Below are 17,342 nucleotides of genomic sequence, written 5' to 3'. Positions count from 1 at the left end.
GGCCTTTTTTATCGCTGCGGTTTACTCGGCAATCTGCAACTTGCGCGATTCGGTGTAGATATACCGCACCTTCTCATACTCGAACGGCGAGTTCATCTGGCCGTAGCGGAAGCTGGTCTGGTAGCGCTTGTCCACGGCGCGCAGGGCCCAGACTTCCGGATGGTTGGAGCTGACTTCGGATACGTTGAGGAAGTTGATCTGCGATTCGGCGCTGTAGTCCACCAGCAGGCCGCCGGTGTCACGCAGGTTCGACGGGCCTAAGATCGGCAGCATCACATAGGCGCCGCCCGGTACACCGTAGAAGCCCAGGGTCTGGCCGAAGTCTTCGCTCTGGCGCGGCAGGCCCATGGCGGTGGCTGGGTCCCACAGGCCCGCGATGCCAATGGTGGTGTTGACCAGCAGGCGCCCGGTGGTTTCCAGGGAGCGGTGGCCCTTGAGCTGCAACAAGCTGTTCATCAGGTTGGGCACATCGCCCAGGTTGTTGAAGAAGTTGCTCACGCCGGTGCGCAGGAAGCTCGGCGTGACGTAGCGGTAACCGTTCACCACCGGCAGGAACACCCACTGGTCGAAGCGATAGTTGAAGTGGTACACGCGGCGGTTCCACGACTCCAGTGGGTCGTAGACGTTGAGCGCGGTGAGCGTGGAGCGTTCGAATTCACGTTGGTCCAAGCCTGGGTTGAACTTGAGCTTGGTCAGCGGCTCCTTGAAACCGTCGGCATCGACCTTGACGGGTTCTTGAGCCTTGCTGTTGTCGGCATTGGCCACGCCTGCGCATATCAGTGCAGCGAGCAGCAGAAGATATTTAGCCACGGAAGAACTCCAGCATGGCGTCGGCGTTGACGCGGTAATTGAGGTTGCCGCAGTGGCCGCCCAGCGGGTAGACGGTCAAGCGATCGCCGAAGGTTTTACGCAGGAAGCCCAGGTCGCCAGGGCCGAGGATCACATCGTCGGCGTTATGCATCACGGCGATTTTCGGGCTGTCGCGCAGGTAGTCCTTGAGGGCGTACAAGCTGACCTGATCGATCAGTTGCAGCAGGCTGCCGCCATCGGAACGAGCGCGCCACATCGGGATCACTTGTTCGGTGAGGTAGCAGTCGAAGTCGCACTGCAGGGCACGCTTGAGGAACGGCGTGAGGCTGGTGCCTTCGGTGATGGGGTACTTGGGCGGAATGATCAGGCCGCGGCGGTTGATCAAGTCCGAGGTGAAGGCAATGTCGGCGGCCGAGAAGCGGAACGAGGTGCCGATCAGCATGGCCATCTGTTCGTTGCTCAGGTGTTGCTTGGACTGCTGGAAGTCATAGAGCAAGGCATCGTTGAGGTCGATGTAGCCTTTTTGCTGGAAGTAACGCGTCAGTTTGCTCAGCACCAACTCATAGAAGGTGGTGCTGTTGTTGATGCCCTTGACCTCGGTCTGTACCAGCTTGTCGAGGTTGGTGATCGAGGTATAGAGGTTGACCGGCGGGTTGAGCAGCAGCACTTTCTTGAAGTTGAAGCTGCGGCGGGTCTCATCCAGCTTGCTGACAAATGCAGCATCCAGGGCGCCCAGGCTATAGCCGGTGAGGTAGAAATCGGTCACTGGCAACGAGGCGTTCTGCGCGCGTACGGCTTGCATCACGCGGTACATGTCTTCGGCGTCTTCCTGGGTGATGCCCGGGGTGGCGAAGCGCGAAGCGGCGCTGATGAAGTCGAAGCTGGTTGGCGAGGACAGCTGCACCACATGGTAGCCGGCCTGGTAATACAGCTTTTTCAGGTATTCGTTGATGCTGCTGTCAAAGCGTGCACCGGTGCCGGCGATCAGGAAGATCAAAGGCGCGGCGCGGTCCTGCTTGGCAATGCGGTAGGTGAGTTTCTTCACCGCCCAGAAATTGTCCGGCAGGCTGAACTCGCGCTCGGGGCGCATCGTCAGGGTGTAGTCGGATTGGTTGATCTCGTCATCGGTCGGCAGGGTTGGCCGCAGATCGGGAGGCGTGGTGGCGATGGTCGCTTCGAACGGGTTGGTCAAAGGGTAGCCATAGCTGGCTTGGTCGATATCGACGGCCAGTGCTGACGCACTCAAAAATAGGCTGCCCAGCAAGGCAGCACAGCGCAAGGAACGGAGCATGACTTAATCCCTAAGAGGAACGGGCTGAATGAAGTTCGCAGGCTATGACCACCGCCTTGTCACCGAAGTGCCAGCACTCGGCACGAAAAGTCGGAAAAAACGTCGGAATCGGGGTAATAGTAGCGAGACGATACACTTTGCCATGCTTTGTTGAACAGATATCTGTGCGAACACCTTGCTAACGCCCGCCGTGGGATTAAGCTGGGCGCCGTTTTTGCCTATCGGAGTGCCCCATGTCCCGTCGTTTGCCGTTGATCCTGCTGCTTATTGCCCTGCCGTTATGGCTGGCCGCCAGTTATGCCGCACGCTACGGCTTCATGGAGGATGGGCAATGGGTTGGCATCTGCGCTGATGAGGCCAGCCGCTGGGAATGCCAGGTGCGTTCGAACCTGGGTTTGATGATTCATTTCAAGCTGCTGGGGTGGGCGGCGTTGATCACCTCGGTGCTGGGCTTTTTTGTACCGGGGCGTGCGGGGTGGGCGTTGGCAGTGGCGGGGTTGGTGTTCGGGTTGCCGGCGCTGGCGCTGTACAACACGACGTTTGCGGTGTTTGCGGTGGTGATTGCAGGGTTGCGGTTGGTCAGGAAGCCTCGCGGCGCCTGATGTGGCCTCACCCCTGTAGGAGCGAGCTTGCTCGCGATGGTCGTTAACGATAACGCGGGGTACCTGATGCCCCGCGTTATCCTGGCGTTTTTCGCGAGCAAGCTCGCTCCTACAGGTGATTGCGTCAAGCCGTGCGCACTCGCAAGCAACGCCACAAAGCCGCAACCATCAGCACGCTGACCACTGCCCAACCCCAGGCCTGTTGGCTCAACAGCCCTTCACGGTACAACTGCGGCGCAATGCCGGCACCGATGATGAAGGCCAGCAACGCAATCTCCCGACGCGGCCCGGTCACCGGGCGTACCAGGTACACCAGGGCCGGCAATACCAGCGCTGCGCTCGGGAAGCTGCGATAGCGCGGGTCAAACACCAGCGCCAGCATCATCACCGCACCGGCGAACCCGGCGATTGCCACCAGCCAGCCGGCGCGTTGCTCCAGCCAGTTGAACCCGCGCTCACGCCAGCCTTCCCGGGCGCTGAGGGCCAGGGCGGCATGGGCCAGCACCAGCAGGTTCAACACCACCAGCACACCTGCCCACACCCATTCATCGTTGAAGCGTGCGGTAACGCGAGTCAATTCGGCCCAGCTGCCGATAGAGCACGCTGCGACGGCCCCGAGCAATGGCAGTATCAATGCTGGGCGCGTGCTGCGAACACGGCCGCCGAGCACCAGGGTGCCGAGCAGGATGAGCCCACCGACCCCCAGCCACAACGGCCAGTACGGCACATTGGTCACAGGGCCGGCGAGAATGCCTTTGTCCTGACGGTCTGCATCGAACAGCCCCCAGTAACCACCCACAGCCCCTTCACTGGCGCGCTTCCATGGCTGGTCAAAGGCTTCTATGAGGTTGTAGCGCCAGCCATTGGCTTCGGCCATGGCCACGAAACCGCGCATGAACCTGGCTTCGTTGACTCGGCTGGGCACGGCGGTTTCGCGCTGGCGGCCTTCGCTGGGCCAGCCGGTTTCGCCGATCACGATGTCCTTGGGTGCAAATTTATGGCCGAAGGTCTGGCGTACGTCGCCCACATGCTTGAGCGCCTGGTCGATACCGGACGGTTCATCTTCCCAGTAGGGCAGCAAGTGAATGGTCAGGAAGTCTACCGCCGGCTCGATTTCCGGGTGTTGCAGCCAGAATTCCCAGACGTCGGCATAGGTGACGGGCTGCTTGATCTGGCTTTTGACCTGATGGATCAGCGCCACCAGTTGCTTGGCGGTGACTTCCTTGCGCAGCAGGGCTTCGTTGCCGACGATCACCGAGGTCACCACGTCCGGGCTGGCATTGGCAGCCGCGATCAACGCTTTGATTTCTTTCTCGGTTGCCACTGGATCGCTACTGACCCAGGCACCGGCCATCACCTTCAAGCCGTGCGCGCGCGCCATGCTTGGCAGCGCTTCCAGGCCGAGCATGGTGTAAGTGCGAACGCATTTAAAACGCGTAGCCAGCAGCGCCAGGTCGGCGTCCATGCGCTCGGGGCGCAACCTGAACGGCTGGTCAAATGGGGATTGGTCTTTGTCGAACGGCGTATAGGAGGCACATTGCAGCTTATGGCTGGCGCTGGCGACGTCCGGCAACACCACCGGCCGGCCGAGGCCGTACCAGTAGCCGACAAGGGCAAGCACGCCGAGGATCAAGGCGAAGAAATAGGGGAGGGCAGGAAAGCGGGCAGTCGCGGGCATGGTCGGCTTATCTGGGGAGCAAAGGCGCGCATCTTACCCGGATTTGCCACAGCCCAGTGCGGCTGCATAATTTTGACATGCAAACTTCGGGCGGGATTCTGGCGATAACGCCTACAAAGCGTCTTACTGGCGATGTGATGTCGTTTCTTGCTCAACCAAGGTCGCAGGCAGAGCAGGGCAAAGCGCTACGCAGGTTGAAGATAAAACTGTCAGTACTCCACTGATGCCTCAGCAACCGGATCGATGCGCGTGAAGGGGGCGCGGTGCACCCTATAACAACAGTTTGACGTCGCTCGGCATCCGCCGGGCGCAGCACTTTCGGGGAAGTACTATGAAGATGCGACGACTCTTGGGCGCAGCTGCCACTCTGGTAGTTGCGATGGGCTCCACACTGGCCAGTGCCGACAGCAAGACCCTGAGCATCGGCTACGTGGACGGCTGGTCCGACAGCGTGGCCACCACTCATGTGGCGGCAGAGGTGATCAAGCAAAAGCTGGGCTACGACGTAAAACTGCAAGCGGTTGCCACCGGGATCATGTGGCAGGGCGTCGCCACCGGCAAACTCGATGCCATGCTCTCCGCCTGGCTACCGGTGACCCACGGTGAATACTGGACCAAGAACAAGGACAAGGTGGTCGACTACGGCCCCAACTTCAAGGACGCCAAGATCGGCCTGATCGTGCCGGAGTACGTCAAGGCCAAGTCCATTGAAGACCTCAAGACCGATACCACCTTCAAGAACAAGATCGTCGGCATCGACGCCGGTTCAGGCGTAATGCTCAAGACCGACGAAGCTATCAAGCAATATGGCCTGGACTACAAACTGCAAGCCAGCTCGGGTGCGGCGATGATTGCCGAACTGACCCGCGCCGAAGACAAGCAGGAGTCGATTGCGGTCACCGGTTGGGTGCCGCACTGGATGTTCGCCAAGTGGAAACTGCGTTTCCTGGACGACCCAAAAGGGATTTATGGTGCTGCTGAAACCGTCAACAGCATCGGCAGCAAGGGCCTGGAGAAGAAAGCGCCGGAAGTCGCGGCCTTCCTGAAGAAATTCCAGTGGGCCTCCAAGGATGAAATCGGTGAAGTCATGCTGGCGATTCAAGAAGGCGCCAAGCCGGACGCAGCGGCCAAGGACTGGGTAGCCAAGCACCCCGAGCGCGTGGCCGAGTGGACCGCTAAATAACCCCGCCCCAACTGTAGGAGCGAGCTTGCTCGCGAAGAACGCACAGGCACCGCGATCATCCAGAATGAACGCGTTATCGTCGGCGTCTTTCGCGAGCAAGCTCGCTCCTACATTTCTTACAAAACCTCGCTATGCTCGATCTACTACTAAGGTCGTCTGGAACCCATTGCGCAGCCGCATACAGTGGATACGTTCCAAAATAATAAAAAGCTGTGCTGCGAGGATAAAAACAATGAACGACAGCATTTACCTCTCGATTCAAAACAGCCCGCGTTTCAAGGAGCTGGTCAGGAAAAGGGAAAGGTTCGCCTGGATTCTCTCGGCGATCATGCTAGGGCTTTACTCCGCTTTCATCCTGTTGATTGCCTACGGGCCACAAGTACTGGGGGCCAAGATCAGCCCCGGTTCCTCGATCACCTGGGGCATTCCCCTGGGCGTCGGGCTGATTGTGTCGGCCTTTATTCTCACGGGCATCTACGTGCGTCGGGCCAACGGCGAATTTGACGACCTGAACAATGCGATTCTCAAGGAGGCTGCGCAATGATCCGGCGTCTATTGGCTCTATTCGGTGCTTCGCTGTTGGCTCCGGCCGTTTGGGCGGCGGACGCATTGACCGGTGAAGTGCACAAGCAACCGCTGAACGTCTCAGCCATTGTGATGTTCGTCGCGTTTGTCGGTGCCACCCTGTGCATCACCTACTGGGCGTCCAAGCGCAACAAATCGGCAGCGGACTACTATGCGGCGGGCGGCAAGATCACCGGTTTCCAGAACGGTCTGGCGATTGCCGGTGACTACATGTCGGCGGCGTCCTTCCTGGGGATTTCCGCGCTGGTATTCACCTCCGGCTACGACGGCTTGATCTATTCGATCGGCTTCCTCGTGGGCTGGCCGATCATTCTGTTCCTGATCGCCGAGCGCTTGCGTAACCTGGGCAAATACACCTTTGCCGACGTGGCGTCCTATCGCCTGGGGCAAACCCAGATCCGCAGCCTGTCGGCGTGTGGCTCGCTGGTGGTGGTGGCGTTCTACCTGATCGCGCAGATGGTCGGCGCGGGCAAGCTGATCCAGCTGCTGTTTGGCCTTGATTACCATGTGGCGGTGATCCTGGTCGGCATCCTGATGTGCCTGTATGTGCTGTTCGGCGGCATGTTGGCGACCACCTGGGTGCAGATCATCAAGGCGGTGCTGCTGCTGTCCGGTGCCTCGTTCATGGCGCTGATGGTCATGAAGCACGTCAACTTCGACTTCAACATGCTGTTTGCCGAGGCGATCAAGGTTCACCCTAAAGGTGAAGCGATCATGAGCCCGGGCGGCCTGGTGAAAGACCCGATCTCGGCATTCTCCCTGGGCTTGGCACTGATGTTCGGTACCGCTGGCCTGCCGCACATCCTGATGCGTTTCTTCACGGTAAGTGACGCCAAGGAAGCGCGTAAGAGCGTGCTGTACGCAACCGGCTTCATCGGCTACTTCTATATCCTGACCTTCATCATCGGTTTCGGCGCGATCCTTTTGGTCAGCACCAATCCGGCGTTCAAGGATGCAGCGGGCGCCTTGCTCGGTGGTAACAACATGGCAGCGGTGCACCTGGCCAACGCCGTGGGCGGCAGTATCTTCCTGGGCTTCATCTCGGCCGTGGCGTTTGCCACCATCCTCGCGGTGGTTGCCGGCTTGACCCTGGCGGGTGCTTCGGCGGTGTCCCATGACCTGTATGCCAGCGTGATCAAGAAAGGCAAGGCCAACGAGAAAGATGAGATTCGCGTGTCGAAGATCACCACTATCGCCCTGGCGGTGTTGGCCATCGGCCTGGGTATCCTGTTCGAAAGCCAGAACATTGCGTTCATGGTCGGCCTGGCGTTCTCCATTGCCGCCAGCTGTAACTTCCCGGTGTTGCTGCTTTCCATGTACTGGAAAAACCTCACCACCCGTGGCGCCATGATCGGTGGCTGGTTGGGGCTGGTCAGTGCTGTCGGCCTGATGGTGCTTGGCCCGACCATCTGGGTCTCGATCCTGCACAATGAAAAAGCCATCTTCCCGTACGAGTACCCGGCGCTGTTCTCGATGATCATTGCGTTCGTCGGCATCTGGTTCTTCTCCATCACCGACAAGTCGGCCGCGGCAGAGAAAGAGCGTGCGCTGTACTTCCCGCAGTTTGTGCGTTCGCAGACTGGTTTGGGGGCGAGTGGGGCGGTCAACCACTAAATTGTCAGCTGCATAAGAGATACCCCGGTCGAAAGGCTGGGGTATTTTTTTGCCTGGGCTCTTTGTGTTGTCTGGGCTGGCCTCATCGCGGGCAAGCCCGGCTCCCACATGTTGACTGTTTGAACCCGATCGACTGTGGGAGCTGGCTTGCCTGCGATGGCGGTAGGCCAGGCACCACAAACAAAAACGGCCTCCACTAAGGGAGGCCGTTCTCGGTGCAACTAAACCAAGGGCTTACTTGCGATCTTCCAGCTTGGTAATGTCACGCGACTCGTAGCCGGTGTACAGCTGGCGCGGGCGGCCGATCTTGTACGGGCTGGAGAGCATTTCTTTCCAGTGGGAGATCCAACCCACGGTCCGCGCCAGGGCGAAGATCACGGTGAACATGCTGGTTGGAATGCCGATCGCCTTGAGGATGATCCCCGAGTAGAAGTCGACGTTCGGGTACAGCGAGCGTTCGATGAAGTACGGGTCGGTCAGGGCGATCTCTTCCAGGCGCATGGCCAGTTCGAGTTGCGGATCGTTCTTGATGCCCAGTTCCTTCAACACTTCGTCGCAGGTCTGCTTCATCACGGTGGCGCGCGGGTCGCGGTTCTTGTAGACCCGGTGACCGAAGCCCATCAACTTGAACGGATCGTTCTTGTCCTTGGCCTTGGCAATGAAGGTGTCGATGTTGGACACATCGCCAATTTCATCGAGCATGGTCAATACGGCTTCGTTCGCACCGCCGTGGGCAGGGCCCCACAGTGCGGCGATACCGGCGGCAATACAGGCGAACGGGTTGGCACCCGAAGAGCCCGCCAGGCGCACGGTAGAGGTGGAGGCGTTCTGCTCGTGGTCGGCGTGGAGGATGAAGATCCGGTCCATGGCCTTGGCGAGCACCGGGCTGATCGGTTTGATCTCGCACGGGGTGTTGAACATCATGTGCAGGAAGTTTTCCGCGTACGTCAGGTCGTTGCGCGGGTACATCATGGGCTGGCCCATGGAGTACTTGTAAACCATTGCGGCCAGGGTGGGCATCTTGGCAACCAGGCGGATCGCGGAAATTTCGCGATGCTGCGGGTTATTGATGTCCAGGGAGTCGTGATAGAAGGCCGACAGGGCGCCTACTACACCGCACATGACGGCCATCGGGTGGGCGTCGCGACGAAAGCCGTTGAAGAAGGTCTTCAACTGCTCGTGAACCATGGTGTGGTTCTTCACGGTGCTGACGAACTGGGCTTTCTGCTCGGCTGTCGGCAATTCGCCATTTAGCAGCAGGTAGCAGGTTTCCAGATAGTCCGACTTTTCAGCCAGTTGCTCGATCGGGTAGCCGCGATGAAGCAGAATGCCATTGTCACCATCGATATAGGTGATCTTCGACTCGCAGGAAGCGGTCGACATGAAGCCTGGGTCGAAAGTAAAACGGCCCGTGGCCGTCAGGCCCCGTACGTCGATAACATCGGGACCAACGGTGCCGGTTAAAATGGGCAGCTCGACGGGGGCTGCGCCCTCGATGATCAACTGCGCTTTTTTGTCAGCCATGTGGCCTCCTATTTATGCTTCAAATCATCAGACAGACCCCCCACGCAGGGCCCGCACCACTATATTGATATAAATCCAGATGTCAATTTGCCTAAAGTCTTGCGCCAGAAGGCTTTAACCGTACTTTTTCGTCGAAATTGCCTGCCATTTACGCCTTTTATCCCGCCAGCGCAATCAGCTATTAGGGTGAGGTGCGCGCGTTGTCATTAGTAACCTAACTGTCTATACTCGGCCACCGACCGCCAAGGGCTTTTGGGCTTGCTTTCATTGGGGGTCGCACTCCCTGGGTGGTGCTTACCTGACCAGTCGCACTCCCCAACAACTTTGCCCTGATTGTTAGGGGCTCTTCAGTGTGAAAAAAAGCCGTGAATAGCCAACGACCTGTAAACCTAGACCTAAGGACCATCAAACTCCCCATCACCGGCGTTACGTCGTTCCTGCACCGTGTTTCCGGCATCATCCTGTTCCTGGGCTTGGGCATCATGCTTTATGCATTGAGCAAATCCCTGGGTTCCGAGGAAGGATACGCCGAGGTGAAGGCATGCTTGACCAGCCCGCTGGCCAAGTTCGTAGCATGGGGCCTCCTGTCCTCTCTTCTGTATCATCTGGTAGCCGGTGTGCGCCACTTGATCATGGACATGGGCATCGGTGAGACGCTGGAAGGCGGCCGCCTGGGCTCGAAAATCATCATCGCCATTTCCGTGGTGCTGATCGTTCTGGCAGGAGTTTGGATATGGTAACCAGCGTAACGAATCTGTCGCGTTCGGGCCTCTATGACTGGATGGCACAGCGTGTGTCTGCGGTCGTTCTCGCGGCTTATTTCATTTTCCTGATCGGATACCTCGTCGCAAACCCGGGCATCGGCTATGAGCAATGGCACGGCCTGTTTTCCCACAATGCGATGCGAATCTTCAGTCTGCTGGCCCTTGTAGCCCTGGGCGCTCACGCCTGGGTTGGCATGTGGACCATCGCGACTGACTACCTGACGCCGATGGCGCTGGGCAAGTCCGCGACTGCAGTACGTTTCCTCTTCCAGGCAGTATGCGGCGTCGCGATGTTCGCTTACTTCGTCTGGGGTGTGCAGATTCTTTGGGGTATCTGATTCATGGCTAACATTCCAACTATTTCATTCGACGCCATCATTATTGGTGGCGGCGGTGCTGGCATGCGCGCTGCGCTGCAGCTGGCCCAGGGCGGTCACAAGACTGCCGTGATCACCAAGGTATTCCCGACGCGGTCCCACACCGTATCGGCCCAGGGTGGCATCACCTGCGCCATCGCCTCCGCCGACCCGAACGATGACTGGCGCTGGCACATGTACGATACCGTCAAGGGTTCCGACTATATCGGTGACCAGGACGCTATCGAATACATGTGTCAGGAAGGCCCGGCCGCAGTGTTCGAGCTGGACCACATGGGCCTGCCGTTCTCCCGTACCGAGCAAGGTCGTATCTACCAGCGTCCATTCGGTGGCCAGTCCAAGGACTACGGTAAAGGTGGCCAGGCTGCCCGTACCTGCGCCGCGTCCGACCGTACCGGTCACGCGCTGCTGCACACCCTTTATCAGGGCAACCTGAAAGCCGGTACCACGTTCCTGAACGAGTACTACGCTGTCGATCTGGTGAAGAACGGCAAGGGCGAGTTCGTCGGCGTGATCGCCATCTGCATCGAAACCGGCGAAACCACCTACATCCGCGCCAAGGCTACTGTTCTGGCGACTGGTGGTGCAGGCCGTATCTACGCTTCGACCACCAATGCTCTGATCAACACCGGTGACGGCGTGGGCATGGCCCTGCGTGCTGGCGTACCGGTACAAGACATCGAAATGTGGCAGTTCCACCCGACCGGCATCGCTGGCGCCGGTGTACTGGTGACCGAAGGTTGCCGTGGTGAAGGTGGTTACCTGATCAACAAGCACGGCGAGCGTTTCATGGAGCGTTATGCTCCGAACGCCAAAGACCTGGCGGGTCGTGACGTTGTGGCCCGTTCGATGGTTAAAGAGATCATCGCCGGTAACGGCTGTGGCCCGAATGGCGACCACGTACTGCTCAAGCTCGATCACCTGGGCGAAGAAGTGCTGCACAGCCGCCTGCCTGGTATCTGCGAGCTGTCCAAGACCTTCGCCCACGTTGACCCGGTGGTTGCTCCGGTTCCGGTAGTTCCAACTTGCCACTATATGATGGGCGGCGTGCCGACCAACATTCACGGCCAGGCAATCACCCAGAACGCCGAAGGCGTGGACGAGATCATCCATGGTCTGTTCGCAGTAGGCGAAGTGGCTTGCGTATCGGTTCACGGTGCCAACCGCCTGGGCGGCAACTCGCTGCTCGACCTGGTGGTATTCGGTCGCGCTGCCGGCCTGCACCTGGAAAAGGCCCTGACCGACGGCATCGAATACGATGACGCGACAGACGCCAACATCGAGGCCGCCCTGGCGCGCCTGAACGCTCTGAACGAGCGTACCGATGGCGAAGACGTGGCTACCCTGCGTCGCGAGCTGCAAAGCTGCATGCAGAACTACTTCGGTGTATTCCGTACCGGCGAATACATGCAGAAGGGTATTGCTCAGCTGGCTGACCTGCGCAAGCGTATCGCCAACGTCAAGATCAACGATAAGAGCCAGGCGTTCAACACCGCTCGTATCGAAGCCCTTGAACTGCAAAACCTGCTGGAAGTGGCTGAAGCGACGGCGATCGCCGCCGAGGTTCGTAAAGAATCCCGTGGTGCTCACGCTCGTGAAGACTTTGAAGATCGCGACGACGAAAACTGGTTGTGCCACACCCTGTACTTCCCGGGTGACAAGCGCGTAACCAAGCGTGCCGTGAACTTCTCGCCGAAGACGGTGCCGACGTTTGAACCGAAGATTCGGACTTACTAAGGGTGGCTGCCATGTTGAAAGTCAGTGTTTATCGCTACAACCCTGATCAGGACGCCGCGCCGTTCATGCAGGAATTCCAGGTCGATACCGGTGGTAAAGACCTGATGGTGCTGGATGTATTGGCACTGATCAAAGAGCAGGACGAGGGTTTCTCCTATCGTCGCTCTTGCCGTGAAGGTGTGTGCGGTTCCGACGGCATGAACATCAACGGCAAAAACGGCCTGGCGTGCATCACGCCGCTGTCCGCCGTGGTCAAAGGCAACAAGCTGATCGTTCGTCCTCTGCCAGGTTTGCCGGTTATCCGTGACCTGGTCGTCGATATGAGCATCTTCTACAAGCAATACGAGAAAGTTAAGCCGTTCCTGCAGAACGACACGCCGGCTCCGGCCATCGAGCGTCTGCAGTCCCCGGAAGAGCGTGAAAAGCTCGATGGCCTGTACGAGTGCATCCTGTGCGCTTGCTGCTCGACATCCTGCCCGTCCTTCTGGTGGAACCCGGACAAATTCCTGGGTCCAGCTGCGCTGCTGCAAGCCTATCGCTTCCTGGCAGACAGCCGCGACACCAAGACGTCCGAGCGTCTGGCTTCGCTGGATGACCCGTTCAGCGTATTCCGCTGCCGCGGGATCATGAACTGCGTCAACGTATGTCCTAAAGGCCTGAACCCGACTAAGGCCATTGGTCACATCCGTAACATGCTGCTGCAGAGCGGCGTGTAACTGACGTTGTAGTAAAAGCAGGACCGTTGTGCCCGTAAATGCTGCGGCGCAGGCTTCAACCGGCGCCGTAGTTTTAACTTGAGCAGCGACTTACAAAGCCGCGGCTCTTATTTTGAAGAAATGAGACAAGCAGGGGCATTCGGGTTGGTACCCGAACTATCAGCGTGATCCTAAGTGGCTTGTTTTGGTCGCTGCACTTGGCCTTTTGCAAGCAAACTCGGTGTTTTCGCCGGTGGTGTCCCCAAATCGAGGGTGACCAAGCATGCAAGAAAGCGTGATGCAGCGCATGTGGAACAGCGGCTATCTTTCAGGTGGTAACGCTGCCTATGTGGAAGAGCTTTATGAGCTCTACCTGCACGACCCTAACGCTGTGCCAGAAGAATGGCGCACCAAATTTCAGACGTTGTCTTCAGACGGCAACGCTGCCACCGATGTATCGCACGCAACAATTCGCGATCAGTTCGTGCTGCTGGCAAAGAACCAGCGCCGCGCCCAACCGGTTTCCGCCGGCAGCGTGAGCAGTGAGCACGAGAAGAAGCAAGTTGAAGTACTGCGACTGATCCAGGCCTACCGTATGCGTGGCCACCAGGCAGCCCAGCTTGACCCGCTGGGGCTGTGGCAGCGTCCTGCACCTGCAGACCTGTCGATCAATCATTACGGCTTGACCAATGCCGATCTTGATACGACCTTCCGTGCCGGCGACCTGTTCATCGGCAAAGAGGAAGCGAGCCTACGCGAAATTCACGAAGCGTTGCAGCAGACATATTGCCGCACCATCGGCGCTGAATTCACGCACATCACCGATTCCGAGCAGCGCCAGTGGTTCCAGCACCGCCTGGAAGGCGTGCGTGGCCGTCCGGTATTGTCCGCCGATGTGCGCGGCCACCTGCTGGAGCGTGTGACCGCGGCCGAAGGCCTCGAGAAATACCTGGGCACCAAATACCCAGGCACCAAGCGTTTCGGCCTGGAAGGCGGCGAAAGCCTGATTCCGATGCTCGACGAGCTGATCCAGCGTTCCGGTTCCTATGGCACCAAGGAAATCGTGATCGGCATGGCTCACCGTGGTCGCCTGAACGTGTTGGTCAACACCTTCGGCAAGAACCCGCGTGAGCTGTTCGACGAGTTCGAAGGCAAGAAGAAGGTCGAACTGGGTTCCGGTGACGTTAAGTACCACCAGGGCTTCTCGTCCAACGTGATGACCACCGGCGGTGAAGTTCACCTGGCCATGGCATTCAACCCCTCCCACCTGGAAATCGTTTCGCCAGTGGTCGAGGGTTCGGTACGTGCTCGCCAGGACCGTCGTAACGACGCCACCGGTGAGAAAGTGCTGCCGATTTCCATCCACGGTGACGCGGCGTTCGCCGGTCAGGGTGTGGTCCTGGAAACGTTCCAGATGTCGCAGACTCGCGGCTTCAAGACCGGCGGTACCGTCCACATCGTCATCAACAACCAGGTGGGCTTCACCATCAGCAACCCGTTGGATGCGCGCTCCACCGAGTACGCCACCGACGTTGCCAAGATGATCCAGGCGCCGATCCTCCATGTGAATGGTGATGATCCGGAAGCCGTGCTGTTCGTGACCCAACTGGCTGTCGACTACCGCATGCAGTTCAAGCGTGACGTAGTCATCGACCTGGTTTGCTACCGCCGTCGCGGTCACAACGAAGCGGATGAGCCAAGCGGCACCCAGCCGTTGATGTACCAGCAGATCATCAAGCAGCGCACCACCCGTGAGCTGTACGCTGAAAGCCTGACCAAGGCCGGTGTGGTGGACGATGCGCGTGTTCAGGCGAAAGTCGACGAATACCGCAACGCGCTGGACAACGGCCTGCATGTGGTGAAAAGCCTGGTCAAGGAGCCGAACAAAGAGCTGTTCGTTGACTGGCGCCCATACCTGGGTCACACCTGGACTGCACGTCACGATACCTCGTTCGATTTGAAGACGTTGCAGGAACTGTCCGCCAAGTTGCTGGAAATTCCCGAAGGCTTCGTCGTACAGCGCCAGGTTGCGAAGATCTACGAAGACCGTCAGAAGATGCAAGCCGGTGGCCTGCCGATCAACTGGGGTTACGCCGAAACCATGGCGTACGCGACCCTTGCGTTCGAAGGTCACCCGATCCGCATGACCGGCCAGGACATCGGCCGCGGTACGTTCTCGCACCGTCATGCTGTATTGCACAACCAGAAAGACGCGGGCACCTACATCCCGTTGCAGAACCTGTACGAAGGCCAGCCACGTTTCGATCTGTACGATTCGTTCCTGTCCGAAGAAGCCGTACTGGCGTTCGAATACGGTTACTCGACCACCACGCCGAACGCGCTGGTGATCTGGGAAGCCCAGTTCGGCGACTTCGCCAACGGTGCCCAGGTGGTTATCGACCAGTTCATCACCAGCGGCGAGCACAAGTGGGGCCGTCTGTGCGGTCTGACCATGCTGCTGCCACACGGTTATGAAGGCCAGGGCCCAGAGCACTCCTCGGCCCGTCTGGAGCGTTACCTGCAATTGTGCGCCGAGCACAACATTCAGGTGTGCGTGCCGACGACCCCGGCGCAGATCTACCACTTGCTGCGTCGCCAGGTGATCCGTCCGCTGCGCAAGCCGCTGGTGGTGTTGACGCCGAAGTCGCTGTTGCGTCACAAACTGGCCGTTTCGACCCTGGAAGATCTGGCCCAAGGTTCGTTCCAGACCGTGATTCCAGAGATCGATACGCTGGACGCCGCCAAGGTCAATCGCCTGATCCTGTGCAGCGGCAAGGTCTACTACGATCTGCTGGAAAAACGCCGTGCCGAAGGCCGCGAAGACATCGCCATCGTGCGTATCGAGCAGCTTTATCCGTTCCCGGAAGATGACCTCATGGAGATCATCGCGCCTTACACCAACCTCACGAACGTGGTGTGGTGTCAGGAAGAACCGATGAACCAGGGCGCCTGGTACAGCAGCCAGCATCATCTGCGTCGCAGCATCGGCAACCACAACAAGGCCTTGGTCCTTGAGTACGCCGGCCGTGATGCTTCTGCTGCACCTGCCTGTGGTTATGCGTCGATGCACGCCGAGCAGCAGGAAAAACTGCTGCAAGATGCTTTCACTGTTTAACGCCTTCGCGCTGACTGAAACCGAATTTTAAGGACCTACAGATAATGGCTATCGAAATCAAAGCCCCGTCATTCCCGGAATCGGTTGCCGATGGCACCGTTGCCACCTGGCACAAGAAACCAGGCGAGGCCGTCAAGCGTGACGACCTGATCGTCGACATCGAGACCGACAAAGTCGTTCTGGAAGTATTGGCCGAAGCTGACGGCGTGCTGGGCGCGATCGTTGCGGAAGAGGGCGCTACCGTTCTGTCGAACCAGGTACTGGGCTCGATCGAAGAGGGCAGCGCTGCTGCAGCGCCTGCTCCTGCCGCTGCTGCACCGGCTGCTTCGGCGCCTGCCGCTGCACCGGCTGCAGGTGGCGAAGACCCAATCGCTGCACCGGCTGCGCGTCAACTGGCTGAAGAAAACGGCATCAACCTGGCCTCCATCAAGGGCACTGGCAAAGATGGCCGCGTGACCAAGGAAGACGTGGTTGCCGCAGTTGAAGCCAAGAAGAACGCTCCGGCTGCCGCACCTGCCAAGGCTGCAGCCCCTGCTGCCGCTGCGCCTGTGTTTGCCGCTGGCGACCGCACCGAGAAGCGCGTACCGATGACTCGCGTACGTGCCACCGTGGCCAAGCGCCTGGTTGAAGCACAGTCGAACATGGCGATGCTGACCACCTTCAACGAAGTCGACATGACTGAAGTCATGGCCCTGCGTTCGAAGTACAAGGACCTGTTCGAGAAGTCCCACAACGGCGTGCGCCTGGGCTTCATGTCATTCTTCGTCAAAGCGGCCACCGAAGCGCTGAAACGCTTCCCGGCAGTCAACGCTTCCATCGACGGCGGCGACATCGTTTACCACGGCTATGCAGATATTGGCGTTGCCGTATCCAGCGACCGTGGCCTGGTGGTTCCAGTGCTGCGTAACGCCGAGCTGATGAGCCTGGCCGAAATCGAAGGCGGCATCGCCGGCTTCGGCAAGAAAGCCCGTGACGGCAAGCTGACCATCGACGAGATGACCGGCGGTACCTTCACCATCACCAACGGTGGTACCTTCGGTTCGATGATGTCGACGCCGATCGTCAACCCACCGCAAGCCGCGATCCTGGGCATGCACAACATCATCCAGCGTCCGATGGCCATCAACGGCCAGGTCGTGATCCGCCCAATGATGTACCTGGCACTGTCTTACGATCACCGCCTGATCGACGGTAAAGAAGCCGTGACGTTCCTGGTGACCATCAAGAACCTGCTGGAAGACCCGGCTCGCCTGCTCCTGGACATCTGATAGAAGCAGCTGCACGTTGCGAGCTACAAGCTGTAGGAAAAAGCAGCTTGGCTTGCAACGTGTGGCTACAAGCTTGTCGCAAATAGAGGATCTATTTTC

14 protein-coding genes are annotated in these 17,342 nt (G+C 59.0%); 10 read left to right on the top strand and 4 right to left on the bottom strand.

Annotation, left to right across the window (positions count from 1 at the left end):
- Positions 1-21 precede the first annotated feature (21 nt).
- A complete protein-coding gene (locus tag BUE92_RS01775) occupies positions 22-810 on the bottom strand; it encodes an MlaA family lipoprotein (RefSeq protein ID WP_073521691.1) in 789 nt (262 codons plus the stop codon).
- On the bottom strand, positions 803-2,101 hold the full coding sequence (locus BUE92_RS01770) for a serine protein kinase PrkA (RefSeq protein ID WP_003189995.1): 1,299 nt from the start codon (positions 2,099-2,101) through the stop codon (positions 803-805). The genes BUE92_RS01775 and BUE92_RS01770 overlap by 8 nt, the downstream gene beginning before the upstream one ends.
- Positions 2,102-2,334: 233 nt before the next feature.
- On the opposite strand from BUE92_RS01770, the gene BUE92_RS01765 reads away from it, so the two are divergent.
- On the top strand, positions 2,335-2,703 hold the full coding sequence (locus BUE92_RS01765; RefSeq protein WP_073521690.1) for a hypothetical protein: 369 nt from the start codon (positions 2,335-2,337) through the stop codon (positions 2,701-2,703).
- A 124-nt stretch (positions 2,704-2,827) separates the two neighbouring features.
- On the opposite strand, the gene BUE92_RS01760 is transcribed toward BUE92_RS01765, so the two are convergent.
- Positions 2,828-4,381, bottom strand: coding sequence for a glycoside hydrolase family 17 protein (locus BUE92_RS01760; RefSeq protein ID WP_073521689.1), 1,554 nt, complete (start codon positions 4,379-4,381; stop codon positions 2,828-2,830).
- Positions 4,382-4,712: 331 nt separating this feature from the next.
- Between BUE92_RS01760 and BUE92_RS01755 the strand changes: the two genes are divergently transcribed.
- The 3 genes from BUE92_RS01755 (at position 4,713) to BUE92_RS01745 (ending at position 7,763) form a co-directional block, all read left to right on the top strand.
- Positions 4,713-5,564: a glycine betaine ABC transporter substrate-binding protein gene (locus BUE92_RS01755; protein ID WP_003233255.1), complete on the top strand. Its 852-nt coding sequence runs from the start codon at positions 4,713-4,715 to the stop codon at positions 5,562-5,564.
- A 232-nt stretch (positions 5,565-5,796) separates the two neighbouring features.
- Positions 5,797-6,108, top strand: a complete 312-nt coding sequence (locus BUE92_RS01750) for a DUF485 domain-containing protein (protein WP_003190001.1) — start codon at positions 5,797-5,799, stop codon at positions 6,106-6,108.
- On the top strand, positions 6,105-7,763 hold the full coding sequence (locus BUE92_RS01745; RefSeq protein WP_073521688.1) for a cation acetate symporter: 1,659 nt from the start codon (positions 6,105-6,107) through the stop codon (positions 7,761-7,763). Before BUE92_RS01750 ends, BUE92_RS01745 begins: the two co-directional genes overlap by 4 nt.
- 234 nt (positions 7,764-7,997) lie before the next feature.
- On the opposite strand, the gene gltA is transcribed toward BUE92_RS01745, so the two are convergent.
- A complete protein-coding gene (gene gltA / locus BUE92_RS01740; RefSeq protein ID WP_014717728.1) occupies positions 7,998-9,287 on the bottom strand; it encodes a citrate synthase in 1,290 nt (429 codons plus the stop codon).
- A gap of 365 nt (positions 9,288-9,652) precedes the next feature.
- Between gltA and sdhC the strand changes: the two genes are divergently transcribed.
- The 6 genes from sdhC (at position 9,653) to odhB (ending at position 17,243) form a co-directional block, all read left to right on the top strand.
- Positions 9,653-10,027, top strand: coding sequence for a succinate dehydrogenase, cytochrome b556 subunit (gene sdhC, locus BUE92_RS01735; RefSeq protein ID WP_003190005.1), 375 nt, complete (start codon positions 9,653-9,655; stop codon positions 10,025-10,027).
- The gene (sdhD, locus tag BUE92_RS01730) at positions 10,021-10,389 is read left to right on the top strand and encodes a succinate dehydrogenase, hydrophobic membrane anchor protein (protein WP_003172805.1); all 369 of its coding nucleotides are present in this window, start codon (positions 10,021-10,023) and stop codon (positions 10,387-10,389) included. The genes sdhC and sdhD overlap by 7 nt, the downstream gene beginning before the upstream one ends.
- A gap of 3 nt (positions 10,390-10,392) precedes the next feature.
- The gene (sdhA, locus tag BUE92_RS01725) at positions 10,393-12,165 is read left to right on the top strand and encodes a succinate dehydrogenase flavoprotein subunit (protein ID WP_056788547.1); all 1,773 of its coding nucleotides are present in this window, start codon (positions 10,393-10,395) and stop codon (positions 12,163-12,165) included.
- Between the two features lie 11 nt (positions 12,166-12,176).
- Positions 12,177-12,881, top strand: coding sequence for a succinate dehydrogenase iron-sulfur subunit (locus BUE92_RS01720; RefSeq protein WP_003172807.1), 705 nt, complete (start codon positions 12,177-12,179; stop codon positions 12,879-12,881).
- Between the two features lie 262 nt (positions 12,882-13,143).
- Positions 13,144-15,975 (top strand): 2-oxoglutarate dehydrogenase E1 component, encoded by a 2,832-nt coding sequence (locus BUE92_RS01715; RefSeq protein WP_073521687.1) that lies wholly within the window; start codon positions 13,144-13,146, stop codon positions 15,973-15,975.
- A 44-nt stretch (positions 15,976-16,019) separates the two neighbouring features.
- Complete coding sequence (gene odhB, locus BUE92_RS01710) at positions 16,020-17,243, top strand: 2-oxoglutarate dehydrogenase complex dihydrolipoyllysine-residue succinyltransferase (RefSeq protein ID WP_034127192.1); 1,224 nt, start codon at positions 16,020-16,022, stop codon at positions 17,241-17,243.
- Positions 17,244-17,342 lie beyond the last annotated feature (99 nt).

It is taken from the genome of Pseudomonas fluorescens (assembly GCF_001902145.1).
Taxonomy (GTDB): domain Bacteria; phylum Pseudomonadota; class Gammaproteobacteria; order Pseudomonadales; family Pseudomonadaceae; genus Aquipseudomonas; species Aquipseudomonas fluorescens_BV.
This window is presented reverse-complemented; position numbering and strand designations above follow the sequence as displayed.